Below are 24,391 nucleotides of genomic sequence, written 5' to 3' on the forward strand. Positions count from 1 at the left end.
CTTTGCAGCCTTAAAGCAGGACGATGCAGAAAAGACTAAGCCTTCAATTCCTATTGATTATCACCTTATTTGTCATGGGTTGTTCACCTTCAGAGGAAGAACTATTAACCCAAGGACGGTCCTTGATGGATGAAAACAAGTATGCAGAGGCAATCAAGACTTTTAACGAATTATTGGATAGTTACCCACAGAACTATTCTGCTCTAAATGCAAAAGGGGTGGCCTTGCTCAGGTTGGGTCAATTGGATGAGGCCATTACAATTTTCGGAACAGCGATTAACACTGATACTACTAACTATCGTGCTTTTTTTAATCGAGGGAATGCCTTCCGATTGCTTGGTCGAGACAATGAAGCAATGCTAGATTACGACTATGTGATCAACATACAACCTGACATTGTTGATGCCTATATCAACCGAGGGGCGATTCTATTCAAATATCAGGAATTCGACAGGGCCCTCTTTGATTTTCAATTCGCCTTGGAAATAGAGCCGAACAATGCCTTGTTATACCTGAATAAAGGCAAGGCTGAGCTTAGAATCAATAATCCAGAAGATGCTATCTACGATCTAAAGAAGGCTATTGAGATGCAGCCAGAGTATGGTGAGGCCTATTATTGGCTTGGCTTGGCTGAATTAGCACAGGATAATAAACCTGAAGGTTGTCAATACCTCTTTAGTGCTCAGTCCTTCAATTTTGAAGGGGCCAGCGAAGCTATTGGACAGAACTGCGCTCAATAATGGCTGATATTGGCCAAGATATAAACCATGCGAAAGAGGTTCTAGGATCTGGAGGCCTAGTGGCCATTCCAACAGAGACCGTCTATGGTCTGGCAGGAAATGCTCTGGATGACAATGTGGTCACCAAGATATTCAAGGCTAAACAACGACCATCATTTGATCCATTGATCGTGCACACTTCGAGTCTTGATAAGGCAAGAGATTTGGTGATAGAAGTGCCCGAACCCGCAGAGATCCTAGCCTCCCGTTTTTGGCCAGGGCCATTAACAATATTACTCAAGCGTAAACCGATCATTCCGGACTTGGTGACCTCCGGTTTGGACACAGTTGCCATTCGTGTTCCTGCACATGAGTTGACGCAGAAATTATTGAAAGAAATTGATTTCCCTCTCGCTGCCCCAAGTGCAAACCCATTTGGATACGTAAGCCCCACCACTGCTGAACATGTAAATCAGCAGCTAGGAAGTGAAGTGGATTATATTCTAGATGGGGGTGACTCAGAAGTAGGAATAGAATCCACAATAGTAAGTTTCGAAGGGACTACACCTAAAGTGCTGAGATTAGGAGGGCTGTCTGTTGAAGAAATTGAAGGAGTAATTGGCTCTGTAGAAGTCAATATACATTCGAGCTCAAAACCTGATGCTCCAGGGATGCTAAAGAGTCATTATGCTCCAAAAACGGAGATTGTCCTTTTAGATGCTTTTAACCTTCAGCCAGTTGAAGATTTGTCGAGAATAGGGGCGCTCGTATTTGATAAGCCTTTGGATCATATTGACCCTGACAAACAATTTATCTTATCTGAGACGGGAGATATGAATGAGGCCGCAAGGCGATTGTTTACCGGCCTCAGAGCACTTGATCAAAGAATTGATATCAGCACGATAGTAACGAATTTTGTACCTAATATTGGCCTAGGAAGGGCCATCAACGATAGAATCAGACGCGCAACCGCTAAAGAATAAATAATGAAGACCATTAACGATTTCGATTTCAAAGGAAAAAGAGCATTGATCAGGGTAGACTTTAATGTTCCATTGAATGACAGCTTTGAAATTACTGACCATACAAGAATAAAGGCTGCTACGCCTACCATCAAGAAGATATTGGCCGATGGAGGCGCTGTGGTTTTAATGTCTCACCTGGGAAGGCCGAAGGAAGGACCAGAAAATAAATTCTCTTTAAAACACCTCGTTTCACATCTCTCAGATGTTTTTGAGACGGATGTGAAGTTTGCTGATGACTGTATCGGCTCAGCGGGTAAGGAGATTTCTTCGAAACTAAAGGGCGGAGAAGTCTTACTTCTGGAAAACCTGAGATTCTATAAAGAAGAGACAAAGGGAGATCTGAATTTTGCCAAGTCACTGGCCGATCACGGTGATATCTATATCAATGATGCCTTTGGAACAGCGCATAGAGCACATGCTTCAACTTCCATCATCGCTCAGTTTTTCGAAAACAAAGGCTGCGGTTATGTTATGCAAGCTGAAATCGAGAACGCACAAAAAGTACTCGAGTCAGGAGAAAAGCCGCTAACCGCCATTATGGGAGGGGCCAAAATATCTGATAAAATCTTGATCATAGAGCAATTGCTGGAAAGAGTCGATAACCTGATTATCGGTGGAGGAATGTCTTATACCTTCTTCAAAGCAATGGGTGGAAATATTGGAAATTCTTTAGTAGAGGAAGATAAGCTTGATTTGGCTTTGTCTCTAATCAAGAAGGCTAAGGATTTGGGTGTAAACCTTGAACTTCCTATTGATTCTGTGGTGGCTGATAACTTTAGCAATGAGGCCAATACTGCGATCAGCATGAACAACGCGATCGAAAATGGCTGGATGGGTCTTGATATCGGACCACAAGCTGCAGAAGTATTTTCTCGTGTGGTGAAAGAATCAAAAACCATTCTTTGGAATGGACCAATGGGTGTTTTTGAGATGGACAATTTTGCTAACGGCACTAAGGCAGTCGCTGAGGCAATTGTTGAAGCCACCAAAAATGGAGGGTTCTCCTTAATCGGAGGAGGAGACTCTGCTGCGGCAGTTAACCAATTGGGTTACGGCAATGATGTGTCTTATGTTTCTACTGGTGGAGGGGCACTTCTGGAGTATATGGAAGGTAAAGTTTTACCGGGAGTAGCCGCATTGGAAGACTAACAATTAGCCCCTATCAAAAAAAAGAAAGGCAAGTTCAGAGGACTTGCCTTTCTTTTTTAATTCCTTCTTGAATCAGCGAACTACAGTGACAGCGCCCGATTGCTCGAATGTGCCTCGCTCTGGTTCGAACCTTGAAGTGAACCTCATGATGTAAGGATAAGTGCCCAGCGGAACAACCTCCCCATTGAAAACACCATTCCATTGAAATTCTAGCGTAGTACTTTGGAAGATAAGTTCACCCCATCTGGAATAGATAAAGATTTCAAAGTTGTCTACAAAGTCATTGGGTACGACAGAGAATACATTGTTCGGTGGATTGCTAGAAGGTGCAAAGGCATTAGGCGCTACTACTCGAGGATCACAACTCTCGATGACTCTCACTTGATCTATCTGAATACAACCGGTCGCTGTGGTCATGGTTACTTCGAATAAGCCCGGTCCAGGAATGGTCAAAGTTTGACCAGCATCAGGAAATGACACGCCATCTCTGGTCCATTCGTAAGTCTCAAATCCTCTACCTGCAAGTAGAATGTCTTGTGTAGCCCTAGTCGGGCAATAGAGCCCAACGTCAGGTAGAATACCTGGGGGAACCGTTTGTCTTCTGATTTCAATACTTCTTTCAATAAAGCAGGTACCATCTGAAATCCGAACTGTATAACTACCCTGACCATCCGGGTCAGTAATATTGATTACTGGGCCACTCTGAGAAATTGCCTGCCCATCTCGAGTCCATGTAAATGAATTCGGATTACCGGTCAGCACATCTACTGTCAGTGTAATGGTAGATCCGTCATTACAAGCCGGTGTAGAAGATACCGTAGCCTCGATTTCTTCTGGAATTGTTACAACAATACTGGCTGTTTCGGTACAAGTCAAGTTGTCTGCTGGACGAACCGTGACATTATAAGTACCACTGGTATTTACTGTGATAGATTGTGTGTTCGCACCAGTATCCCAGTTGTAAACATATGTTGTTCCTGCCTCAGGATTAGTCACCTCAGCCTGAAGCGTGATTTCACCAGTACATACATCTCCCACTTCGTTAATCTGAATGATGGGTTGTACTGTCAGGTCAACCACGACAGTTTCCGTAACATCACAGCTGCCTGGAGCAGATGCTGTAACCGTATAAGTGCCACTTTCTGGAGCATTTACATTATCACCTGTATCGGTAAAACCATTCGGACCAGTCCAACTGAAGGTTGCACCTGCGGTGGTAGAGCTAGCCGTTAAAGGTGCTGTTGAACCACAAATTTCTACAAAGGGTTCTGTGGTCAGATCAACAGGAAGCGGTGTGTCTACCACAATACCTGCCTGAGTTTGTGTACATCCCCCTGCGACTACGGCAAGGTCATAAGTACTACCTGTTAGTCCAGTAATTTGAAAATCAAAGGTAGTAGTCGGAAGTGCTGCGGCAGCACCGCCTGTTATGCTTGTGCCATCTGCGGTATTGGTCAAGGTGTAGGTGATAGGGAAAACATCAGCACTTAGTGTTACGGTCATATCACCAGTGGCATTTATGCAGTCTGCATTGGTCACCGCCACATTGGCGATGGTGAAACCTGCCCCGTCATTCTGAACTTCTATTCCATCGAGTGTATTGGTACAACCACTACTATTATCCGTAATCAGAACAGAGTACACATCTGGACCTAGCCCAGTTACCGTTTCAATACCAGGTCCTGAGAGATTACTGCCTTGAGCTACATTGCCAGAAGCATTTCCAGTCACCACGTAGGAGTAGTTTCCTGATGTAGTGATAGCAAACTCAAAACTACCATCGCTGCTTCCACATGTGGCATTAATCACTGTTCCCAAAGTAGCCTGAGCCAGAGGGTTTACTGTGACTCTGGTGGAGTCATTCACAAAACATCCAGGGGTTATAGGGTCTTCTATGGATACAACATAGGTGTAGAGTCCAGGCACACTAGTATCCACAGTGGCTCGCCTGTCATTATCCAGAGGGCCTGTGATACTACCGCCCGGATTTATAACGGACCAGATGTAGTTGTTGGCGGTAACATTAGAATCCAATATCAGTTCTGCATCCTGACATACGATGGCATCATCTGGTAAATCTATTTCAAAGGGTGGTCCTGCAAATATCTGGGCGGTGCTACTACAACCTGCAATGTTTGTAATAGTCACCGTATAGATTTCAGGTTGTGTCACGACAAAATTTCTGGTGGTACTGACCACTGCACCTTGACTATTCGTCCATTCGAAAATGAGGTTGGGGTCATCTGGTTGTCCCATTATTGCATCCAAAGGTGCGGTATCTCCTTCGCAGACAGAAATGGCCTGCGGTACGGTAGGAGGGGCTGGTATATCCAGCACCTGAATCTCTTGAACTATGGTGGTGTCAAAGCCGCATCGATTAAAAATGTTGACAGAGATATTGAAAAGCCCCGATTGTCCCTGCGGAAAAGTATAAGCCGTATCCATTCCGACAGCGCTGAACACTGTAGAATTGTCTGCTTGGTTTGTGATAGACCATAAAAATTCATCAATATCGGAAGTACCTGAACTGGTCATCTCGATTCGCTCTTCCACACAAGTCAGATCTGGTGCTGACATAGAAGGGTCCATTTGTGGGTTGGCATTGTTTTGCACAAAATTTGGCAAGCCAAGTCTGGAATTACCTGTTGTCAAGAGTACTGCCTGTGGGTTCAATGGAGAAACAAACAAAGTATCATCTATCGCTGAAATCGAACTAACAAACGCAGATCCAGCTGGATTGCCTGGTGTTTCAACGGCCATATATATTTGGCCATCAGGGCCTGTCTGCATTTGCCCAAAGTTGACATTCATGTTCAGACCATCAGAGATGTCGGCCTTAGATGCTAATCTTGTCGCAGGGGTAGAGAGACTATCCACTCGATACTCAAGTACTCGTCCACCAGGAGCTCCAGTATTTCTGTTGTTCATGGTGACAAAGAGTTTTGCACCTCCTTGTGAGAAATGAACATCATAGACCTGATCATTTCCTCCGCCACCTTCATTGAGATCAATGCGATATTCGAAATCCACTATTTCCCCCAGAATGGGGTCAAAGTCAAAGAGTTCCACATAGTCTTCTGTTCCTTCAATCAAGGCTACTGCCACGCGCTCACCGTCAGCAGAGAACTTCATGCCCGCCTGACCACTTAAAGGGTCATTGAATGAGTGTACCGCACCGGCTGAGGAAATAATTGGTGCTCCAATACCTGCTCCTGTAATTGGGTAGGTTCGGAAGGTATTATTTCCATATTCATGGACTAGCAGCCATGAACCACCACCACCATCTAGTGCAACTATCTTTTCGGTGCTTCTGGTGAATAATATTTGATCTTTGATGACAACATCTCCACGGCCATTGTCCTCTTTCATATCCACTACACTGAACTTGACCTCAAAGGTGTTATCACCATAGACCTCCTTGGTTGTAAACAGATAGTACTGTGTATCATCATCTATAAAGGGAACGATAATCACCGCTTGGGTTGAGGTACTATCTCCACCTATTTCAGTACCATTAGGCATTACATTATTCTCACGGTTCCAAACCCTAGAGCCATTGGTGTAGAAGAGTACATCACCATTGGCATCTGATATGGTCGAGGTACCGGCCGGTGCATTCATAGCATGAGGTGTGGTAATACTCCGGGGAGGTGGGTCCAGCCCATCTTCCTCGTTAAAGTCAATTCCTGCACCATCACCGAAATACCAGATATTGGCAGTAGTACTTTCATCTGCATATACATCTACTTGTGCTTCTGCGTATATCGGACAGCCCGTAGTGGGAGTAATCACCACCCAATAATCGCCTGCTTCAGTTACGTTGATCGTTGAGGTAGTTTCGCCAGTACTCCAGAGATATTCAAATGGGCCACCTGAGGCGCCACCTTGTTGTCCCTGACCTCCTTGTTCTGGTTCTGCATTCAGTTCGAGTGTTTCGCCCTCACAAATTGTGGTATCTGGTAATTGTACTTGCAGATCATTTTCAAGGATTTGTCGCATTACCGTATTCGATCGAACGGTTTCGCCATTGATGGTTACAGACAGTGTTGCGGACAACAGTCCGGCTTCCTCAAAGGACATGATGGGGGCCTGTTCCGTGGAGGTCAATCCAAAGGGCTGAAACTCCCAGAAATACTCTGTAGGGATTGCAGTGGAAGGCTCAATCATTGGGAAGAACTGAACCGGATTGTTCATACAAAGATCGCCTGCGGGAAGCACCGCTGTGACCAAAGGCGTTATTTCCGCCTCTGGGCTGAATTGGCTAAAATAATTTGAATTGACATCAGCACCGTTAAAGAGAGCACTTTCATAGTCAACTAATGCAATGGCACTGTCTGGTTCGTTTACTCTTGCCAGAAAGCGACTTCCGCCCGGTGTGTCTCTATAAATGTGATAAATTGTGCTGTCTGGTGCCAGCAACAAACTCATACTCTCATCGACCGGGTTGCTAAGGAGGGTATCTAAGGGAGCATCATCCCGAATGTCGCGCATGTTAAACCGGTAGACATTGCCATTGGTCGCAGTGTTTCGACTAAAATAGAGGTACTGACCTGTTGCCGACCAACCTGCGGAGCCGCCAAAGGTATTACCCGGAACGAAAGTGTTGAGCAATATTCTTTCAAAATCAATGGATTGGCCCGTTTCGGTGAACCGTATGATCTGAATATTTGAATTGTTCGATGGGACAATGGCAATCTGGCCACTCAATTGGTGATAGGCAAAGTGAAGGGCTTCAATCGGGGTTGTCAATGTTAAATCATCAACCATTGTGAATGTTCCATTTGGCTCTGGAATACTGTGTATTTCAATGGCTCCAGAACTAGAGTTCTGCGAAACCAACCAAAACTGAGTCATGTCCCTTGATCCGATCGTGATCATTCCATTACCTCTGGAGGTAATACCAGAAGCTATATTTTTACCTATACTGATAACTTCTCCGGCAGGTGGTCCATCTGTTCTATTTCCTTGTACACTGCGATCAATAACCGTATATCTGATCTCTCCAGTGGCATTTTTGTGAAATAGGTAGTAGAGGTTTTCGTTTCCAGCGCCAGGTACCGGACTGGTACTCATGGCCTGAATTCCATTTGGGTCCGTCAGAATACCATTGCCATTTTGCATTACCTGATTGGTGGCATCATAGATATTGATACCGTCAGAATAGAAGATTAAGTCGCCAGAAGTGGGGTCGGTGGCGGTAACTTTTTCACCAATATTGTTTTGTGGGACTTTTCCTGGGCTTAATGTTGGTCGCGCAGCAGGACCTTTCCCAAAGATCAACGCCTGATTGTCACCAGAAAAATACCAGTTGTTTCGGGTGAAATCTTGCCCCTTGGCCACTAGGGAAACAAGAATACAAGTGAGTAGTAGTACAACCTTTAGCTTTCTGTGCACGATAATTCTTTCTTTCTGGTAAACACCAAGGTAAATCGATACCCTTATTACGCGTTTGGCTCAGTTTTTATTATATTCAACGCCTTATATAAGAAGCCCTAAGATAACGGAAAACTTCTTTGAGGAAACGTTGTCTGAATAAATAGATTCTTCAATTTTTGCCAACGAAATATATTGGCGCAAGGGTCGTTAGGGGTTTAATTGTTTAAAAGATAGATGAGAAGAATTTGTTCTTTAATGATAGGCTTGTTTGCCATTTGTGCTTCAATGGAGTTGAAAGCACAAGACCCGCAATTTTCTCAGTTCTATGCAGCTCCTTTATATATCAATCCGGCTTTTACCGGTGCATCCCAGTTCACCCGGTTTGGAGTAAACTATAGAAGCCAGTGGCCTAATCTCGATGCTTCTTTTGAGACATTCTCGTTTTATGCCGATCACTTTGTAGAAAAATACAACAGTGGAATAGGCCTGATCCTGACTACAGATAGAGAGGGGAGAGAAGGTTTAAGGTCTACAAGCATCGGTTTTAGCTATGCCTATCAACTCCAGTTGGGAGATAATCTGATGTTTAGACCTGGGATTCAATATAGCTTGTTTAATAGGAGTGCTGGTTTCCAGGATTTGGTTTTTGCAAATCAAATTGATCCGGTGAGTGGAGATATCGATCCGACCATCACCGATCCGTCAATTATTGGACAAGACCTTCAAGTGAGTTTTGGAGATATCAGCGTAGGAGGTATGTTCTATTCTAGGAATTTATTTTTAGGAGTTGCTTTACAGCACATTACAGAACCTAATCAGTCACTGATTAATGAGACGAGTCCATTGCCACAGCGATTTACGGTTCATGGCGGATATAAGATATCTCTTGGTAGAGGGCCCCTTAGAAAAGATTTGACCTATACCTATGCCGAAAGAAGTATTACTCCGGTTTTTCAATACAAGTCACAAGGTCCTTTTACTCAATTAGATATAGGGGCTTTTATACACCTAGAACCCATAAACTTTGGTATTCAATACCGAGGTGTTCCATTTAACACCTTTGAGAACTTCCCTAATAACGAAGCCCTGATTTTTACATTAGGAGTCACCACCAATAACTTTAATATCGGTTACAGCTTCGATTATACACTATCGGATTTATCCATAGATGCCGGAGGTGCGCATGAATTCTCACTGTCGTATGTCCTCGATTTTAATAAGCCTCAAATCACACCACGCAGTAGGTGGAGGATTCCGTGTCCTAAAAACTAGACGCAATGATCACTTCTGAGCAGTTACTGTACCTGATTATTGGTATTGTGGTTCTTGACTATATCTTCGATCAAGCTCTTGATTTTATCAATCAAAAACACAGCAAAGCGGAAATCCCTGAAAAATTAAAAGGGATTTATAAAGAAGATGAGTATGCCAAATCGCAGGCCTATCAGAAGACCAGATCTCGCTTTGGTTTCTGGACTTCAGCTTTCAGTACCTTACTCACTTTGGCAGTCTTATATTTTGGGGGCTTTGGCTATCTCGATAGCTTTCTGACGCCCTATGTTACAGACCCGATATTAAAGGCACTGGCATTTTTTGGAATCCTCTTTGTCCTTTCTGACATCATTAACCTTCCGTTCTCCTATTATTCGACTTTTGTTATAGAAGAGCGTTTTGGCTTTAACAAAATGACTTTGAAAACCTTTGTCATGGATAAAATCAAGGGCTATTTATTGGCAATAATCATAGGAGGGCTTTTGGGTTATGCTCTCTTGTGGATCGTGAATGAGTTAGGTGAGGATTTTTGGATTTACGCTCTAATGTTGGTTACTGGTTTTATACTGTTCATGAACCTTTTTTACACCTCTCTTATTCTTCCTCTTTTCAATAAGCTAACGCCTTTGGAAGACGGGGAATTAAAGGATAAGATTAATGCTTATGCTCAAAAAGTGTCCTTCCCATTGGATAATATCTTTGTGATTGACGGATCAAAACGATCAAGCAAGGCGAATGCATTTTTCTCAGGATTAGGCAAAAAGAAGAAAATCGTGTTGTATGACACTTTGATCAATGACCATTCTCATGAAGAATTGGTGGCCGTATTGGCGCATGAAGTGGGCCACTTTAAGAAGAAGCATATCGTCATGGGCCTAGTGTTGAGTATCTTTCAAATGGGGGTAACCTTCTATGTTATGTCCTTGTTAATCTTTAATCTGGATTTGTCTGCCGCTTTGGGTGCTGAGGACCTAGCAATTCATATCAATTTCATAGCCTTTGCCTTACTTTATACACCCATCTCCCGATTGACAGGTTTCCTCATGAATTTGCTCAGTAGAAAGAATGAGTATGAGGCCGATGCCTACGCAGCGGGGACATATGATGCTAAGCCATTAATGGATGCCTTAAAAAGACTCTCGGTTTCTTCTTTGAGTAATTTAACACCACATCCTTTGTACGTGAAAGTCCACTATTCCCACCCAACCTTGCTTCAAAGGCTTGAGGCAATGGAAAAACTATAGGAAGTCAATATCGATATTCGCTTGATGACGCATGAGAAAGTTGACGCCATTTTCTGGGGTCATGCCATCAAACAAAATCTTGTGGAGGGTCTCAGTAATTAAAGGTTTGAGTCCTTGGCTATCTGCCAGTTGTTTCACGATTTTGATCGTATTGATACCCTCAGCAACCTCATCCATTTCATCAAGTGCTTGATCCAGGCTTTTGCCTTCAGCTATTTTGAAGCCAAGGGTGAAGTTTCTACTGTTTGTGCTGGTTGTGGTGGCTACGAGGTCACCTATACCAGCCAGCCCTACAAAAGATGATATTTCTCCACCAAGGGCCTGGCCCAGATATATCATTTCAACCAGACCTCTACTTACCAAAAGACCTCGAGAATTCTCTCCCATACCTAAGCCAGAAAGAATTCCGGAGGCAATCGCGATAATATTTTTAAGAATTCCGCACAGCTCTACACCCCTCAAATCGGCATTGCCATACACCTGAAAGTTCTCTGATCGTAAAAGCGCCTTGCCTTCTTGAATGACTTCTGTAAAGGGAGAGGCAATTACCGTAGCAGCAGGATGCCCTGTAGATAGTTCTGAGGCTAAGTTAGGACCAGCCATGCATCCTACGCGAACGACAACTGTTTCCTTTCTGATAATCTCGCTCATAGTCGACACATGCTCTTTGCCAAGGACAAAATTCGGACCCTTCACCTCAGGTATTTGAAGGTCGAGCCCTTTAGTACCATGAATCATCATGTGGTAAGGCCTGAGATGAGGTGCTAGTTGCAGTATCAGCTCTCTAAAGTTAGAAGAAGGCACCACAGGAAAGATAACATTGCACCGTTGCGCAACTTCCTCAAGGTTATGTGTGGCAGTGATATTGTCAGAAAGCTCTTGGCCTGCTGACTTTCTCGATTCCTGAATTTCTGAAGCACTAGAAGGGTTTCGGGCATATAGCAACACTTTGCTATTCCTAGCAAGAATATTGGCTACGGCCGTTCCAAAACTGCCAGCCCCTAAGACACCAACTACTTTATCAGACATACTTTTCGAGTTCATAGCCGTCAAGCCTGTTGTGATAATAGAATAGTAAATTTAAATCCTGAGTCGTGATATCTCCAGCTCGGTTTCTTACAAGCGGACGCTTAGAGTGGTACATGCCCACATTTTTCAAACCATGCTTGATAATCCGATCTGGGTCTCCCGTAAGGTAAGGTGATATATTGACTTTACCTTCATTGTACAGGTTATGTACTTTTCTCAATACACCTTCAAATGAAGCCTTAAACTCTTCATAGTCAATCACTAGGTCTTCCTCTGGTAGTCTCAGGAGGTTGTAAAGATCAAGTTTTCTAAATTTCTTTTTGAAGATGACAAAGGCCGTGAACGCCACCAGATGGCTGGCAAAAACCTTATTGATGCGGTGAAACTCTTCAACAATTCGTTCGCTGAGCATTCGAGTGTATTCGTCCTCCCGTTGCTCGTTCTGAGAGATTACCTTGCCATCAAGCGTAAAGTATTCTTGTGTGTCAATAACTCTTCCATTCTTATCATAGCTCTCCCCTTGTTCATCAACGTAGTTGCCCAGTACATCCATGGCCTTACCTATGGAAACCGATATGTCAGATCCTTTTGTAAAGAACTTTACTAGAAATGCCGAAATTTTATATGAGGTAGAATACTCGTCATTCTCTACATAATATCGCTCCTGACCCTGAAGCCTAAGGAATTGACGGATTAAACTAGGAGCTTCTAATACGAAGTTATAGTTCAATGTGACCGGAACAACAAAGATTTTTTCAAGCGAATCCCTTTTACCTTTTTGATAATTGACCCGTTGCGCTTCGATCGCAGTACTAAGGAGTCCCAGCTTGAGACGTTTTTCAATTTTGCCAGATCTTGATCTGGTTCCTCCTGGGAAGAAAAGACTATGGCAGCCTCTTTGCATCGCTAGACTCGAATAAGACTTCAAAGTCTCTAGATAGAGCATGTTCTTCTTTCTTCGATCGACCTTATAGGCGCCAAGGCTATTCAAGAAATACGAAATGATCTTAATGTTGAAAAGGTTGAGCCCAGCACCATAGATAAATGCAGGCAAACCCAATGCATTGATAACCCAACCAATTAGAATTGAGTCGAGATTACTGAAATGAGTAGGGACCATTACAATAGTACCCTTTTTTGCTAGGGTTCTCAGTTGATCTACTTCTCCAGTGATATTGATTTTATCTTGAAGCGTATACTGTGTACTGAAAATTGACCAGAAACCTCTGGCACGTGAAGCATTGAGCAATCTGGCAAAGCCAAAGGTTACGATAGATCGGGCCATCCGATAACGAGACTTCTTGAAGTTGCCAGCAATCTCACTGGCATAGCGGGTTACAATCTCTTCGAGAATTTCATCGAGTTTTTCATCTTTTTCCTCGTTGTCATCGCTTTGAGAGACCTCTAGTAGCCTCTCTTTGACGAGTTTGAGAAAGTCGCCATCATCTTCGGGGTCAACCGCCCAAGGATTTCTTTTAATTCGAAGTTTTTCTCGGAAAACTGTGGTTTCTAACTCTTCGATTAGTGCATCACGCGTTGGGGCAGCGTCTTTGATGCGCCTAATGCTTTCGGTAGCTACTTCTTCAATGAATTCTTCTCGGTTTCTACTAAGGGCAACGACTGGCCACTCATTGATGCCTCCACGAACGATAGGTTCGTATTTTTTCTTTACGTAGTCTGGTGAGATCGCTTCCATCCAAATAGCATCTTAAAGATAGTGGATTTAAGAAACGTTTAACCCAGCGAATTCTTCAAGAGGTGACAAATTAAGTCAATTTCTTCTTCTGTGTTAAATGTATGGAGACAAACCCTTAGTCTTTCTGAGCCTTCTTTGACTGTCGGGCTGAGAATTGGCCGAATATCGAAGCCCTTACCTTGAAGTTGAGAAGCGATCGACTTGGTTTTTTTATTCCCTCCAATAATCACTGACTTAATAGCAGATGGGCTCGCAAACTGTGGAAGCTGACGGTTGAAGTCCTCTATTTTGCTATGCAGATTAAGACTCAGGCTGGGGTGATTCCTCAAATACTTAAAAGCTGACTGTATAGAAATAATCTCGAACGGACTGGGAGCCGTAGTGTAGATAAATGGTCTGCTGAAATTGGTGATGAATTCTTTTAAACTACTATCGCCTGCTATACAAGCGCCATGAATACCCACGGCTTTGCCGAAAGTGTAGATCACTGCAAAAACGCTGTTTTGAAGCCCTAATTCAGCGACTAGGCCTGAACCATTAACTCCAAACACGCCTGTGCTATGCGCTTCATCAACAATAAGTTTGGCCCCGTAGGTGTTGGCTAGCTTAGCCAGTGCTTCAAGAGGTGCCTGATCTCCATCCATGGAGTAAACCGATTCACAGGCAACGTACACTTCTCCTTCGGCAACTTTTAACTTTTTCTCTAGATCAAGAAGGTCATTGTGTTTGAAGGACCTTCTACTAGCCAGACTTAGTCGACAACCATCTTTAATACAAGCATGCGAATATTCATCATAGACAATAGTATCTCCCCGCTGTGGTAAAGTGGAAAAAAGGGCCAGATTGGCCATGTAACCCGAATTGAAAAGAGTAGTCTGTTCAACCCCAAAGAGTTTGGCAAGATCCCTCTCGCATTCCTCTGTCACCTCCTTATTACCTGTCAGAAGCCTGGAACCAGTGGAGCCATTCAGGTGATTGGATTGATTGTATTGCTCAACAATAATGCTCTTTAGATCCTTAGATCTAGCAAGGCCCAGGTAATCGTTTGAGGAGAAGTCGACCTTATCATATGGTATAGTACCCAAGTTTCTGAAGGATCCTTGTTCCTTACGCTTAGTCAGAAGGTCTTCAAGTTTTGATTTTTGATTCATTTCTAAAATGAGGATCGTAATTGAGTCAAATTTTAATCATTTTTGCCCCAAGTCGTGAATATATGTATTTGAGGGGTTTTCTTCTTTTTCTTTCACTATTCTTATCTACTCAGTTGTACGCTCAAGACAGCCTGATGAATAGTGAGTATTCATTGCGTAATGACAATGACTTCTACCTACTAAATGACAGCGATCGGTATTATTCGAATGGGCTGATTTTCAATTATCGTTGGGTACCAAAATTGACCTCTGGCCAGGATTCCACCAAACGAGTTTTTGACGTAGGTGTGGCCCACAGGATTTATACCCCTCAAGATTTATTGATAAGTGATTTTGAAGAGTTTCATCGTCCTTATGCAGGGATACTTTCAGGGTCTGTGAGCTATACAACCTACAGAAAGAAGACAACTCGAAGGTCCATTGGACTAGAGTTTGGTTTGATTGGAAAGGCCTCTGGTGGTCAGGGTTTTCAAGAATGGTATCACAATGCCGTTGGCTTTCCAGCACCTAGAGGTTGGGAGTATCAAATACCAAACGAATTCATTATTGATTTTAAGGGGGAGTTTGACCGGCAAATAGTGTTGACTCCGGGTGTTCTGGATTTAATTTCCAGTTCGTCTTTTTCCTTAGGTAGCGGGTTCACACATGCCATGCAAAGAGTTGATATAAGGCTTGGCAAGTTGCAGTGGTTACGAAATTCTGCATTTACCAATGCGCTAATTGGAAGAGGTAGTGATCAAACGCCAAGGCATAACTACATTTTCTTAGGTTACGGCCTTCAGTACGTTGCGCATAATATTACCATCGATGGCTCCATTTGGAATGATAATGCACCGCATACTGAAACTTCACGTCCGTGGGTCAGGCATCTTAGGGTAGGGTTTGCATCAAGCTCCAGAAACGCAACATTCAAGTTTACCTATAATTGGTCCAGCCCAGAAGTCAGCCATATTGGCAGGCACGCTTATATAGCTTTGGAATTACAACTGAGATTTCTCAAAAAAGACTAAACATCTCGATTAAATAAAGTGTCAAACTAGTTGGCTAAAAAAGGCCAATGAACCGATTTTACACTTATGTTTTTGGTGTTGCTGCATTACCTGTTAATATTGTAGCACCTAGTCCGAATGGCACTGAAACTGAAAGAAATACAAGCCCCAGTAGCTTCTGAAATGATTGAATTTGAAGAGAAATTCAGGTCATTAATGAAAAGCAAAGTATTTCTGATTGATAAAATAATGAGCTACATCGTGAAGCGCAAGGGAAAGCAAATGCGTCCGATGTTCGTTTTTTTATCCTCAGGAACCTGTGGTAACATTACGGATAGAACTTATCGAGGGGCCTCTCTGATAGAACTTTTGCATACTGCTAGTCTGGTTCATGATGATGTTGTGGATGATTCGAATTTTAGAAGAGGGTTCTTTTCAATTAATGCACTTTGGAAAAATAAGATTGCAGTTTTGGTAGGTGACTACTTATTGTCCCGAGGTCTTTTGTTATCAGTGGATCACGAGGATTATGATTTACTGAAGATCGTTTCTGAAGCTGTTCGTGAAATGAGCGAAGGTGAGTTATTGCAAATGGCGAAGGCAAGGAGTCTTGATATCACTGAAGACTTATACTACGAGGTGATTAAGCAGAAAACTGCATCTCTGATCGCTTCTTGCTGTGCTGTGGGTGCTGCTTCCGCGGGTCAAGATAAGGACATCATAATGCGTATGAAAGAGTTCGGCCTTCAGGTTGGTATGGCGTTTCAAATCAAGGATGACTTATTTGACTATGGATCGCATGAGATTGGCAAACCGTTAGGAATTGACATCAAAGAGAAGAAAATGACTTTGCCTTTGATCTATGCATTGCAACAATCCACTGGAACCGAAAAGCGAAGGATTAAGAGAATTGTCAAAAGTAATAGCCAAAACCAAAAGAAGATTCAGGAAGTGATTGACCATGTCAAGACTTCGGGAGGAATAGAATACGCTGAGTCAGTAATGCATGACTTTTATAATAAATCCACACAAATTCTCAATGAGTTTCCTGATTCTGACTACAGAACTTCTCTAGGTCAGCTTGTCAAATTCACCATCGAGAGATCCAAATAGACAGCCCTTAAAAAAGGAACACTCGCTGGAATCCAGCGAGCGCTTCAGACTAGTTTGTAGTTTAGTTGTATGAAAAAAGACCAAACCTATGTTTGTACTTCTTTCTAATAATTAGACAACCCGATTCAAGAGTCACCTTACTGGGATGCTGAAGAAATTCTAATTTTTTAACTCAGTGCTAAGGCACATAGAGAATGATCACCCACTTCCATTGCTCGCTGACATTAGGTGACGGCTGGTATAAATAACGACCAAACAAGGCGCCTTGATCAAGAAATATCTGCGTAAGGCTCAAGTCGTCAATGGCTTGCCAATTCGTTTCAAAAGAAGTATTGTAAGGCCCCTCAATGTCAAGCACGTCCAATTGGGTTGGGAAAGGAATTGTGTTGTCTAATCTAAAGAAGTCACCAGGGGGGAGTAACACCGGTGCGAATATGCGAGACGTTCCTTCTTCCGAGAGTTCGCCATCAAACAGCTGATCACCAGTAGTATTAAGCACCAAACTTACTGCGCCATTGAGGTCATTGGTCGGCTGTGTTAAGCTGGCAGAAACGGGTAATGTGGTCACTTGAGAAGAGACCTTAGCCACGTTTAAAGTCGACCCAAACTGTAGCTCATTGGATGTGTAGTCAATGATGTACATGGCGACAGTGCCTACTTCTGTATTGACATCATCAGTGGCATCACAGCCCATCAAAAGGGCAGTAGAAACAAATAAGGATAGGAATACTTTTTTCATAATTATTGGCTTAGTGCGAAACTAGTGATTAAACGGGTTTGGCAATTAGTTTGGTCTAATATTCTTGAGTTCAATCGATAATTGGACACTGAAAGTCAGTAAAAGGATGGAATTTAAAAATCTTATCACACTTCACTCCACTTTTATACATTTTTCAACCTTGAGATAATTTTCAAAAACGGTATTTAATACAAGTAATTGATAATCAATGAATTAAAGATCAATTGGTTCCAAAGGCTACTGCTGTTTGTTTGTTAGAAATATTTGCCTTTTTGACGATAAATCGGCATTTTTAAGAAAAAGTGTGAAAAAGTGGAAAAGAGTGGGGCAATGTGGAGAGTTTTTCTATCTTTGTATTAGTTCAGGTGTGTAATGTCTTTTTTTACTGGAGAATATGACTGTAAGCTAGATGCAAAAGGAAGGTTGGCTTTACCTGCAAAGGTGAAGGCGGCATTACCTGATGTAGCTAATCAAGAGCTCGTCTTAAGGCGAGGTTTTGAGTCGTGCTTGATTTTGTATCCTATGATCGAGTATAAAAAGATTATCAATCGTGTTCGGTCGTTGAGTGAATTCAATGAAGAGTATCGAAAATTTCAGCGCAGTTTTTTTAGAGGGAATGCAGAAGTAGAGTTAGATAGTGCTGGAAGGATCAATATTCAGAAGCGTATGCTGGAATATGCTGATTTGACTAAAGAAGTTGTGCTAGTAGGGTTGGGAAATAGAGTTGAAATCTGGAATCCAGACCTGTACGAAGAAAACCTCATCAATGATGCTTCAGAGTATTCTCAGTTGGCCGAAAAATACTTGGCTGATGACTAAAGAGAATGGCTGAATATCACGTGCCGGTAATGTTGCAGGAATGCATCGAAGGGCTGGCAATCAAACCTGACGGAATTTATGTAGATGTGACCTTTGGAGGCGGGGGTCATTCCATTGAAATGTTGAAGCATATATCTGGTACGGGCAGGCTTTTGAGCTTTGACCAGGATGATGATGCTAAGGCAAATGCCTCAAAAATAGAGAATCGTTCTTTCACATTTATACAAGCCAATTTTCGACACCTAAGACGGTATTTGAAGTTGTACGGTGTCAACAAAGTTGATGGTATTTTGGCTGATTTAGGCATTTCGTCACATCAGATCGATGAAGTATCACGTGGGTTTTCAATCCGCGGAGATGCAGCGCTCGACATGAGGATGGATAGAGGAAGTGAGTTGACTGCGGCAACGATAGTCAATACTTACGGAGAGAAAGAGCTTCATCGTATTCTGGGAATTTATGGTGAAGTGAAAAATGCCAAAACACTGGCTGCGGCAATCGTTTCAGAACGGTTTTCGGAGTCATTCAAAACCACCTTCGACTTAATTGCATTGCTCGAAAAGTATGCGCCAAGAGGTAGAGAGAATAAATATTACGCTCAGGTATTTCAGGCATTGCGAATAGAGGTTAATGATGAAATGGGTGCTTTGGAAGACTTTTTAACACAGTCGGCCGAAATGCTCAAACCAGAAGGTAGGCTAGTGGTGATGAGTTATCACTCGCTTGAAGATCGGATGGTGAAAAACTTCATTAACAAAGGGAAATTTTTTGGTGATGTAGAGAAAGATTTTTTCGGAAACGAAATAAAGCCCTTGAGGGCTGTGAATAGAAAACTAATACAACCGAATCAACAGGAGTTAAAAGCTAACAGTAGATCCAGGAGTGCGAAACTCCGGATAGCTGAGCGAATATAAAGATGGCTGAAAACAGATTTAGAGTCAGAGAAAACGAAAAGCCCAAGGGCAGAGGGTTCTTCGGCTTCTTGTCTGCAAAGCTCAAGCTAAGCCAGTCTTGGAATTCACAACTTCCTGTTAAGCACCTGCCTAAGGTGGCTTTCACGGTATTGCTGGGTGTGTTCTATGTTTGGAACAACCACTATGCAGAACGTACTGTGAGGCAAATCGATAAGTTGGAAGACGAAGTCGAAGACCTTAGAGCAAACGTGACCACGCTGGAAGCGAACTACATGTACAGTAGTAAGCAGTCAGAAGTAGCCAAGAAGGTAAAAGCGCTTGGTTTAGAGGAGAGTATGGAGCCACCGGCTAAAATCATTGTAGAAGGCAATGAATATTAAGAAATCCATATTACTCAGGGTCCGCATAGCTTTTTTGGTGGCTGTGCTATTTGTTTTGGCCGTAGTCTACCGATTGGTAGATATCCAGGTAATCGAAGGAGATGCTTGGAGAGAGAAGGCTGAGACCTTTAGTCTTGACTACCGAAAGATAAAAGCAACGAGAGGCAATATTTATGCAAGCGGAAATGATCTGCTCGCTACATCACTGCCTTTCTATAAACTAGCATTCGATCCGTCAGTTGTTGACGAAGAGATATTTACGTCTAATTTAGACTCCCTTTCACACCTATTGTCGGCATTTTTCCGAGATCATTCTTCAGACTACTATCAGAAGAAGATCTCGGAAGCTCGACAGTCCAAGAGACAATACCTAGTTCTCAATACCCGCCAACTTGATTATCAGGAAAAGGAAATGCTAGAGCAGTGGCCCATTTTCAATTTGGGTAGAATGAAGGGTGGCGTAATTTTCAATAAGGAAGATAAGAGACACAATCCATTTCAAAACCTTGCTGGAAGAACAGTGGGGTATTTGCGTGACAATGTAGGTGTAGGTATAGAAAGAAGTTTTAATCGCTATCTGGCCGGAAAGTCAGGTGAAGGTCTATTTCAGAAAGTAGCAGGAAACAACTGGATGCCTGTAAACGCGTCTTCAGACATTAGTCCCATCGATGGTTATGATGTGCATACCACTATCGATGTCAACCTTCAGGATGTTGCCCAAAATGCACTTCTAAAAACTGTAACCAAATACAATGCAGCTTATGGTACTGTGGTGTTGATGGAGGTCAAGACCGGTGAGATCAAAGCCATTTCAAACCTCAAGAGAACTTCAAGGGGTACTTATGCAGAGAATAAGAATTTTGCGGTCGCAGAGAACAATGATCCAGGTTCTACTTTTAAACTAGCATCAATGCTCGCCTTGCTGGAGGCAGGCAAAGTCGAATTAACTGATTCTATTGATACGGGTGAAGGTACTTTTGAATTCAGTGATCGTGTAATGACGGATGCCAATGCGCATAGGGGCGGATATGGCATGCTTAGCGTGGAAGATGTATTTATTAAGTCTTCTAATGTAGGTACTGCACGCTTGGTTGAAGAGAGTTTTGGTGATAACCCACAAGAGTTTATAGACATTATTAAGGGGACTGGCTTTGGTAAACCCTTGGACTTCCAGTTAATGGGAGAGGGCGTTCCTTATATAAAGAATACGGATGACCCAACTTGGTCCGATGTTAGTCTTCCATGGATGTCGGTGGGTTATGAAACACAGTTGACGCCATTGCAAACGCTAACCTTATATAATGCTGTCGCCAATGATGGCAAAATGATTCAACCCATTTTGGTTAAAAGTATCAATCGTGCCGATCGGCCAGTAGAGGTGTTTGAGGCGAAGGTGTTGAATAAAAGAATTGCTTCTAAAGAAACCTTGGCCAAGTTAAGGCAGATGTTAGAAGGCGTTGTGGAACGAGGCACAGCGAAGAATATTAAAAATGACATTTATAAGATTGCTGGAAAAACAGGTACGGCTCAGAAGTTGATCAACGGTAGATATACTAAACAGAAGTATTATGCTTCTTTTGCGGGTTACTTTCCGGCCGAGAATCCACTCTATAGTTGTATTGTAGTCATCGATAGTCCTAGCGGATGGAATCGATTTGGAGGAGATGTCTCTGCCCCTGTCTTCAAGGAGATCGCAGATATGATCTACGCCCAGAATCTGGAAATCCATGATTCCTTCGAGTCAAATCTCTTGGCGAGCGAAGGCAAATTTCCATTCATCAGAGCAGGAAAATTCGAGGAACTCAATGAGCTGTGTAACCTACTGGGTATTTCAAATCACATTGGAGAAGATGTTCAGACCGAGTGGGTAAGATCAAGCGTCAGCAACAACGCCATCATCTGGAAAGAGAATCATGACAATGAGAACCTTGTGCCTAATGTGCAGGGAATGACATTGAGAGATGCAGTATTCATCTTGGAAAATTTAGGGTTAAAAGTTTCGATTACCGGCACGGGCAGGGTGCGCAAGCAATCTGTTACGGCCGGTAGACGAATAAGTCAAGGTGCACAAATAAGATTAGAACTAGGCTAATGCCACAGTTAAAGGACATATTGTACAAAGTATCGTTACAGTCGGTTGCCGGTAATATGGAAACCGAGGTGACTCAGCTTGCCTTTGACTCTCGTAAAGTCGATGTCGGAAGTGTATTTATTGCAGTATCAGGAACTCAGGTAGATGGACACGATTTTATTGATAAAGCAATCGACCAAGGAGCCGTTGCAATAGTCTGTGAACAGCTTCTTCAGACAACGATTGATGACATCGCTTTGATTCAAGTAGCCGACTCAGCCGAAGCCCTTGGAGTTATGGCTTCCAATTTCTATGGAAACCCCTCTGAAAAGCTCAAACTTGTCGGCATTACAGGTACCAATGGTAAGACCACCTGTGCTACACTATTATACCAACTCTTTAGAGGTTTAGGGTATAATACCGGCTTACTTTCAACGGTTGAGAACAAGATTAATGACGAGGTAATTCCAGCTACTCATACTACCCCTGACGCCATTACATTAAATAAAATGTTGGCCAATATGGTAGTCAAAGGCTGTACCCATTGTTTTATGGAGTCTAGCTCTCATGCCATTGTACAGCGTAGAATTGCCGGTCTCCAATATGAAGGCGCTGTTTTCACCAATCTCAGTCACGAGCATTTGGACTATCACAAAACCTTTGATGAATACATCAAGGCGAAGAAATTACTGTTTGATGGATTATCATCGAGTGCATTTTCATTAGTCAACGCTGATGATAAAAGAGGCATGGTAATGCTTCAAAACACAAAGGCATCAAAGCATAAATATGCGATTAAGAGTCTGGCTGATTATAAAGCACGAATTCTATCTAATACCCTCGAAGGACTTGAATTGGATATCAATGGACAGAACGTTTGGTTCAAGTTGATTGGCGATTTCAATGCCTATAATCTTTTAGCAGTTCTTGGGACAGCTATTCTATTGGGCGAAGACGAATCTGAAGTACTTCAGGAGTTATCAAACCTAAACCCAGCACCCGGAAGGTTTGAACAAGTCATTACCGAAACAGGGATAACAGCTTTGGTCGATTATGCGCATACACCAGATGCCTTGGAAAACGTGCTTTTGACCATCAAAGCATTCCGTACAGGAAACGAGAAAGTAATTACTGTGGTCGGATGCGGTGGCAATAGGGATACAGTAAAGCGTCCAATCATGGCAAAGATTGCCTGTGACCTGAGCGATAAAGTGGTTTTAACTTCTGATAATCCTCGTTTTGAGGAGCCTATGGCCATCATTAAAGATATGCAGGAAGGTGTTACCCCTTCCAACTACAGAAAGACTTTGGTCATAGAAGATCGCAAGGAAGCCATTAAAACCGCTGCTGCCTTGGCAGAGCCGAAAGACATCATTCTCGTAGCTGGAAAAGGACACGAGACTTACCAGGAAGTAAAAGGAGAGCGATCGGATTTTGACGATCGTGAGATTTTGAGTGAAATGTTAAACCTAATCCACAAGCAGAACTAATGTTATACTACTTGTTCGACTATTTGGATAGAGAATTTGACCTGATTGGAGCTGGTGTATTCCAGTACATCTCCTTCAGAGCCGGCATGGCTACACTCATTTCACTGTTGATCACCATTGTTTTTGGTCAAAGGCTGATCAACTTATTGCAAAAGAAGCAAGTGGGTGAGTCTATTCGAGACTTGGGTTTGACAGGTCAAATGGAGAAGAAAGGTACCCCAACAATGGGTGGCCTGATCATCATTGCTGCGATTGTAGTTCCGACCCTCTTGTTTGCTCGGCTAGAAAACATCTATGTGATACTCCTTTTAGGTACCACAATCATTTTAGGAGCTATTGGCTTTCTAGATGATTATATCAAGGTCTTTAGAAAGAACAAGGCAGGTCTCGCTGGAAAGTTCAAAGTTGTAGGTCAAATTCTTGTCGGGCTCATAGTCGGTTCTACGCTCTATTTCAGCGATGCTGTGGTAGTAAGAGAATTCGATGAAGTTACTGTTGCGGACGCTCAGACTGAAGAGGTTATCCCAACATATACAGATGCTAAGTCAACGACCACTACAATCCCTTTTGTAAAGGATAATGAGCTTGATTATAGCAAACTTAATCCAACAGAGAATGACCTGATAACGGCAGCTATCTACATACTGATCGTAATCTTCTTTGTGACGGCAATCTCTAACGGAGCTAACATTACTGATGGTATAGATGGCCTTGCTGCTGGAACTTCAGCCATTATTGGACTAGCTCTGGCCATTCTGGCTTATATATCAGGTAACGCGATTTTCTCGGATTATCTGAATGTCATGTTCATTCCAAACTCAGGCGAGTTGGTGATCTTCTGTACCGCATTTGTGGGGGCATGTGTAGGGTTTCTATGGTACAACTCTTACCCGGCCCAAGTCTTTATGGGCGATACAGGCAGCCTGTCTCTTGGGGGAGTGATCGCAGTGCTAGCACTAGTGCTTAGAAAAGAACTTTTGATTCCTGTGTTATGCGGAATCTTCGTGATAGAAAATCTCTCTGTTGTAATGCAGGTGAGCTATTTCAAATACACAAAAAAGAAATACGGTGAAGGAAGACGAATCTTCAAGATGTCGCCTTTACATCACCACTATCAAAAGATGGAAATCCCTGAAGCCAAGATTGTAACGCGATTTTGGATTATAGGAATTCTGTTGGCCATTATAGCCCTTGCAACACTCAAATTGAGATAGA

18 protein-coding genes are annotated in these 24,391 nt (G+C 42.8%); 13 read left to right on the forward strand and 5 right to left on the reverse strand.

Annotation, left to right across the window (positions count from 1 at the left end):
* Nucleotides 1-23: 23 nt before the first annotated feature.
* From BFP97_RS18905 to BFP97_RS18915, 3 genes are read left to right on the forward strand one after another with little or no spacing between them, the layout of a single operon-like run.
* The gene (locus tag BFP97_RS18905; protein WP_069843914.1) at nucleotides 24-740 is read left to right on the forward strand and encodes a tetratricopeptide repeat protein; all 717 of its coding nucleotides are present in this window, start codon (nucleotides 24-26) and stop codon (nucleotides 738-740) included.
* The gene (locus BFP97_RS18910; protein WP_069843915.1) at nucleotides 740-1,702 is read left to right on the forward strand and encodes an L-threonylcarbamoyladenylate synthase; all 963 of its coding nucleotides are present in this window, start codon (nucleotides 740-742) and stop codon (nucleotides 1,700-1,702) included. The genes BFP97_RS18905 and BFP97_RS18910 overlap by 1 nt, the downstream gene beginning before the upstream one ends.
* A 3-nt stretch (nucleotides 1,703-1,705) precedes the next feature.
* Complete coding sequence (locus BFP97_RS18915) at nucleotides 1,706-2,893, forward strand: phosphoglycerate kinase (RefSeq protein ID WP_069843916.1); 1,188 nt, start codon at nucleotides 1,706-1,708, stop codon at nucleotides 2,891-2,893.
* A gap of 72 nt (nucleotides 2,894-2,965) precedes the next feature.
* On the opposite strand, the gene BFP97_RS18920 is transcribed toward BFP97_RS18915, so the two are convergent.
* Nucleotides 2,966-8,287, reverse strand: coding sequence for a gliding motility-associated C-terminal domain-containing protein (locus tag BFP97_RS18920; protein WP_069843917.1), 5,322 nt, complete (start codon nucleotides 8,285-8,287; stop codon nucleotides 2,966-2,968).
* Between the two features lie 216 nt (nucleotides 8,288-8,503).
* Here BFP97_RS18920 and BFP97_RS18925 point away from each other — a divergent pair, with 216 nt between their 5' ends.
* Both BFP97_RS18925 and BFP97_RS18930 read left to right on the forward strand, forming a co-directional pair.
* Nucleotides 8,504-9,541 carry a type IX secretion system membrane protein PorP/SprF gene (locus BFP97_RS18925; RefSeq protein WP_083262664.1) on the forward strand — a complete coding sequence of 346 codons (1,038 nt, stop codon included), beginning with the start codon at nucleotides 8,504-8,506 and terminating at the stop codon, nucleotides 9,539-9,541.
* Between the two features lie 5 nt (nucleotides 9,542-9,546).
* Complete coding sequence (locus BFP97_RS18930) at nucleotides 9,547-10,785, forward strand: M48 family metallopeptidase (protein ID WP_317039345.1); 1,239 nt, start codon at nucleotides 9,547-9,549, stop codon at nucleotides 10,783-10,785.
* Here the strand turns inward: BFP97_RS18930 and BFP97_RS18935 are convergent.
* The 3 genes from BFP97_RS18935 to BFP97_RS18945 are packed head-to-tail and all read right to left on the reverse strand — an operon-like array spanning nucleotide 10,780 to nucleotide 14,661.
* Nucleotides 10,780-11,814 (reverse strand): NAD(P)H-dependent glycerol-3-phosphate dehydrogenase, encoded by a 1,035-nt coding sequence (locus tag BFP97_RS18935; protein ID WP_255399521.1) that lies wholly within the window; start codon nucleotides 11,812-11,814, stop codon nucleotides 10,780-10,782. The two genes, BFP97_RS18930 and BFP97_RS18935, sit on opposite strands and share 6 nt — an antisense overlap.
* Nucleotides 11,807-13,501, reverse strand: a complete 1,695-nt coding sequence (locus BFP97_RS18940) for a 1-acyl-sn-glycerol-3-phosphate acyltransferase (protein WP_069844395.1) — start codon at nucleotides 13,499-13,501, stop codon at nucleotides 11,807-11,809. The genes BFP97_RS18935 and BFP97_RS18940 overlap by 8 nt, the downstream gene beginning before the upstream one ends.
* A gap of 47 nt (nucleotides 13,502-13,548) precedes the next feature.
* Nucleotides 13,549-14,661 carry an aminotransferase class I/II-fold pyridoxal phosphate-dependent enzyme gene (locus BFP97_RS18945; RefSeq protein ID WP_069843920.1) on the reverse strand — a complete coding sequence of 371 codons (1,113 nt, stop codon included), beginning with the start codon at nucleotides 14,659-14,661 and terminating at the stop codon, nucleotides 13,549-13,551.
* Between the two features lie 20 nt (nucleotides 14,662-14,681).
* On the opposite strand from BFP97_RS18945, the gene BFP97_RS18950 reads away from it, so the two are divergent.
* Nucleotides 14,682-15,671, forward strand: coding sequence for a lipid A deacylase LpxR family protein (locus BFP97_RS18950; protein WP_139135376.1), 990 nt, complete (start codon nucleotides 14,682-14,684; stop codon nucleotides 15,669-15,671).
* A 117-nt stretch (nucleotides 15,672-15,788) separates the two neighbouring features.
* A complete protein-coding gene (locus tag BFP97_RS18955) occupies nucleotides 15,789-16,763 on the forward strand; it encodes a polyprenyl synthetase family protein (RefSeq protein ID WP_069843922.1) in 975 nt (324 codons plus the stop codon).
* Nucleotides 16,764-16,941: 178 nt separating this feature from the next.
* Here BFP97_RS18955 and BFP97_RS18960 read toward each other — a convergent pair whose 3' ends face one another.
* Entirely contained in the window at nucleotides 16,942-17,502 is a 561-nt protein-coding gene (locus BFP97_RS18960) for a hypothetical protein (RefSeq protein WP_139135377.1), read from the reverse strand.
* 372 nt (nucleotides 17,503-17,874) lie between these two features.
* On the opposite strand from BFP97_RS18960, the gene mraZ reads away from it, so the two are divergent.
* From mraZ to mraY, 6 genes are read left to right on the forward strand one after another with little or no spacing between them, the layout of a single operon-like run.
* Nucleotides 17,875-18,321, forward strand: a complete 447-nt coding sequence (gene mraZ / locus BFP97_RS18965) for a division/cell wall cluster transcriptional repressor MraZ (protein ID WP_069843924.1) — start codon at nucleotides 17,875-17,877, stop codon at nucleotides 18,319-18,321.
* Nucleotides 18,322-18,326: 5 nt separating this feature from the next.
* Nucleotides 18,327-19,235 carry a 16S rRNA (cytosine(1402)-N(4))-methyltransferase RsmH gene (gene rsmH, locus BFP97_RS18970; RefSeq protein WP_069843925.1) on the forward strand — a complete coding sequence of 303 codons (909 nt, stop codon included), beginning with the start codon at nucleotides 18,327-18,329 and terminating at the stop codon, nucleotides 19,233-19,235.
* 2 nt (nucleotides 19,236-19,237) lie between these two features.
* On the forward strand, nucleotides 19,238-19,615 hold the full coding sequence (locus BFP97_RS18975; RefSeq protein WP_069843926.1) for an FtsL-like putative cell division protein: 378 nt from the start codon (nucleotides 19,238-19,240) through the stop codon (nucleotides 19,613-19,615).
* Complete coding sequence (locus BFP97_RS18980) at nucleotides 19,605-21,707, forward strand: penicillin-binding protein (protein WP_069843927.1); 2,103 nt, start codon at nucleotides 19,605-19,607, stop codon at nucleotides 21,705-21,707. The genes BFP97_RS18975 and BFP97_RS18980 overlap by 11 nt, the downstream gene beginning before the upstream one ends.
* The gene (locus BFP97_RS18985) at nucleotides 21,707-23,176 is read left to right on the forward strand and encodes a UDP-N-acetylmuramoyl-L-alanyl-D-glutamate--2,6-diaminopimelate ligase (protein ID WP_069843928.1); all 1,470 of its coding nucleotides are present in this window, start codon (nucleotides 21,707-21,709) and stop codon (nucleotides 23,174-23,176) included. Before BFP97_RS18980 ends, BFP97_RS18985 begins: the two co-directional genes overlap by 1 nt.
* A complete protein-coding gene (gene mraY / locus BFP97_RS18990; RefSeq protein ID WP_069843929.1) occupies nucleotides 23,176-24,390 on the forward strand; it encodes a phospho-N-acetylmuramoyl-pentapeptide-transferase in 1,215 nt (404 codons plus the stop codon). The genes BFP97_RS18985 and mraY overlap by 1 nt, the downstream gene beginning before the upstream one ends.
* The last annotated feature ends 1 nt before the right edge of the window (nucleotide 24,391 follow it).

The sequence above is a fragment of the Roseivirga sp. 4D4 genome, from assembly GCF_001747095.1.
Lineage (GTDB): Bacteria > Bacteroidota > Bacteroidia > Cytophagales > Cyclobacteriaceae > Roseivirga.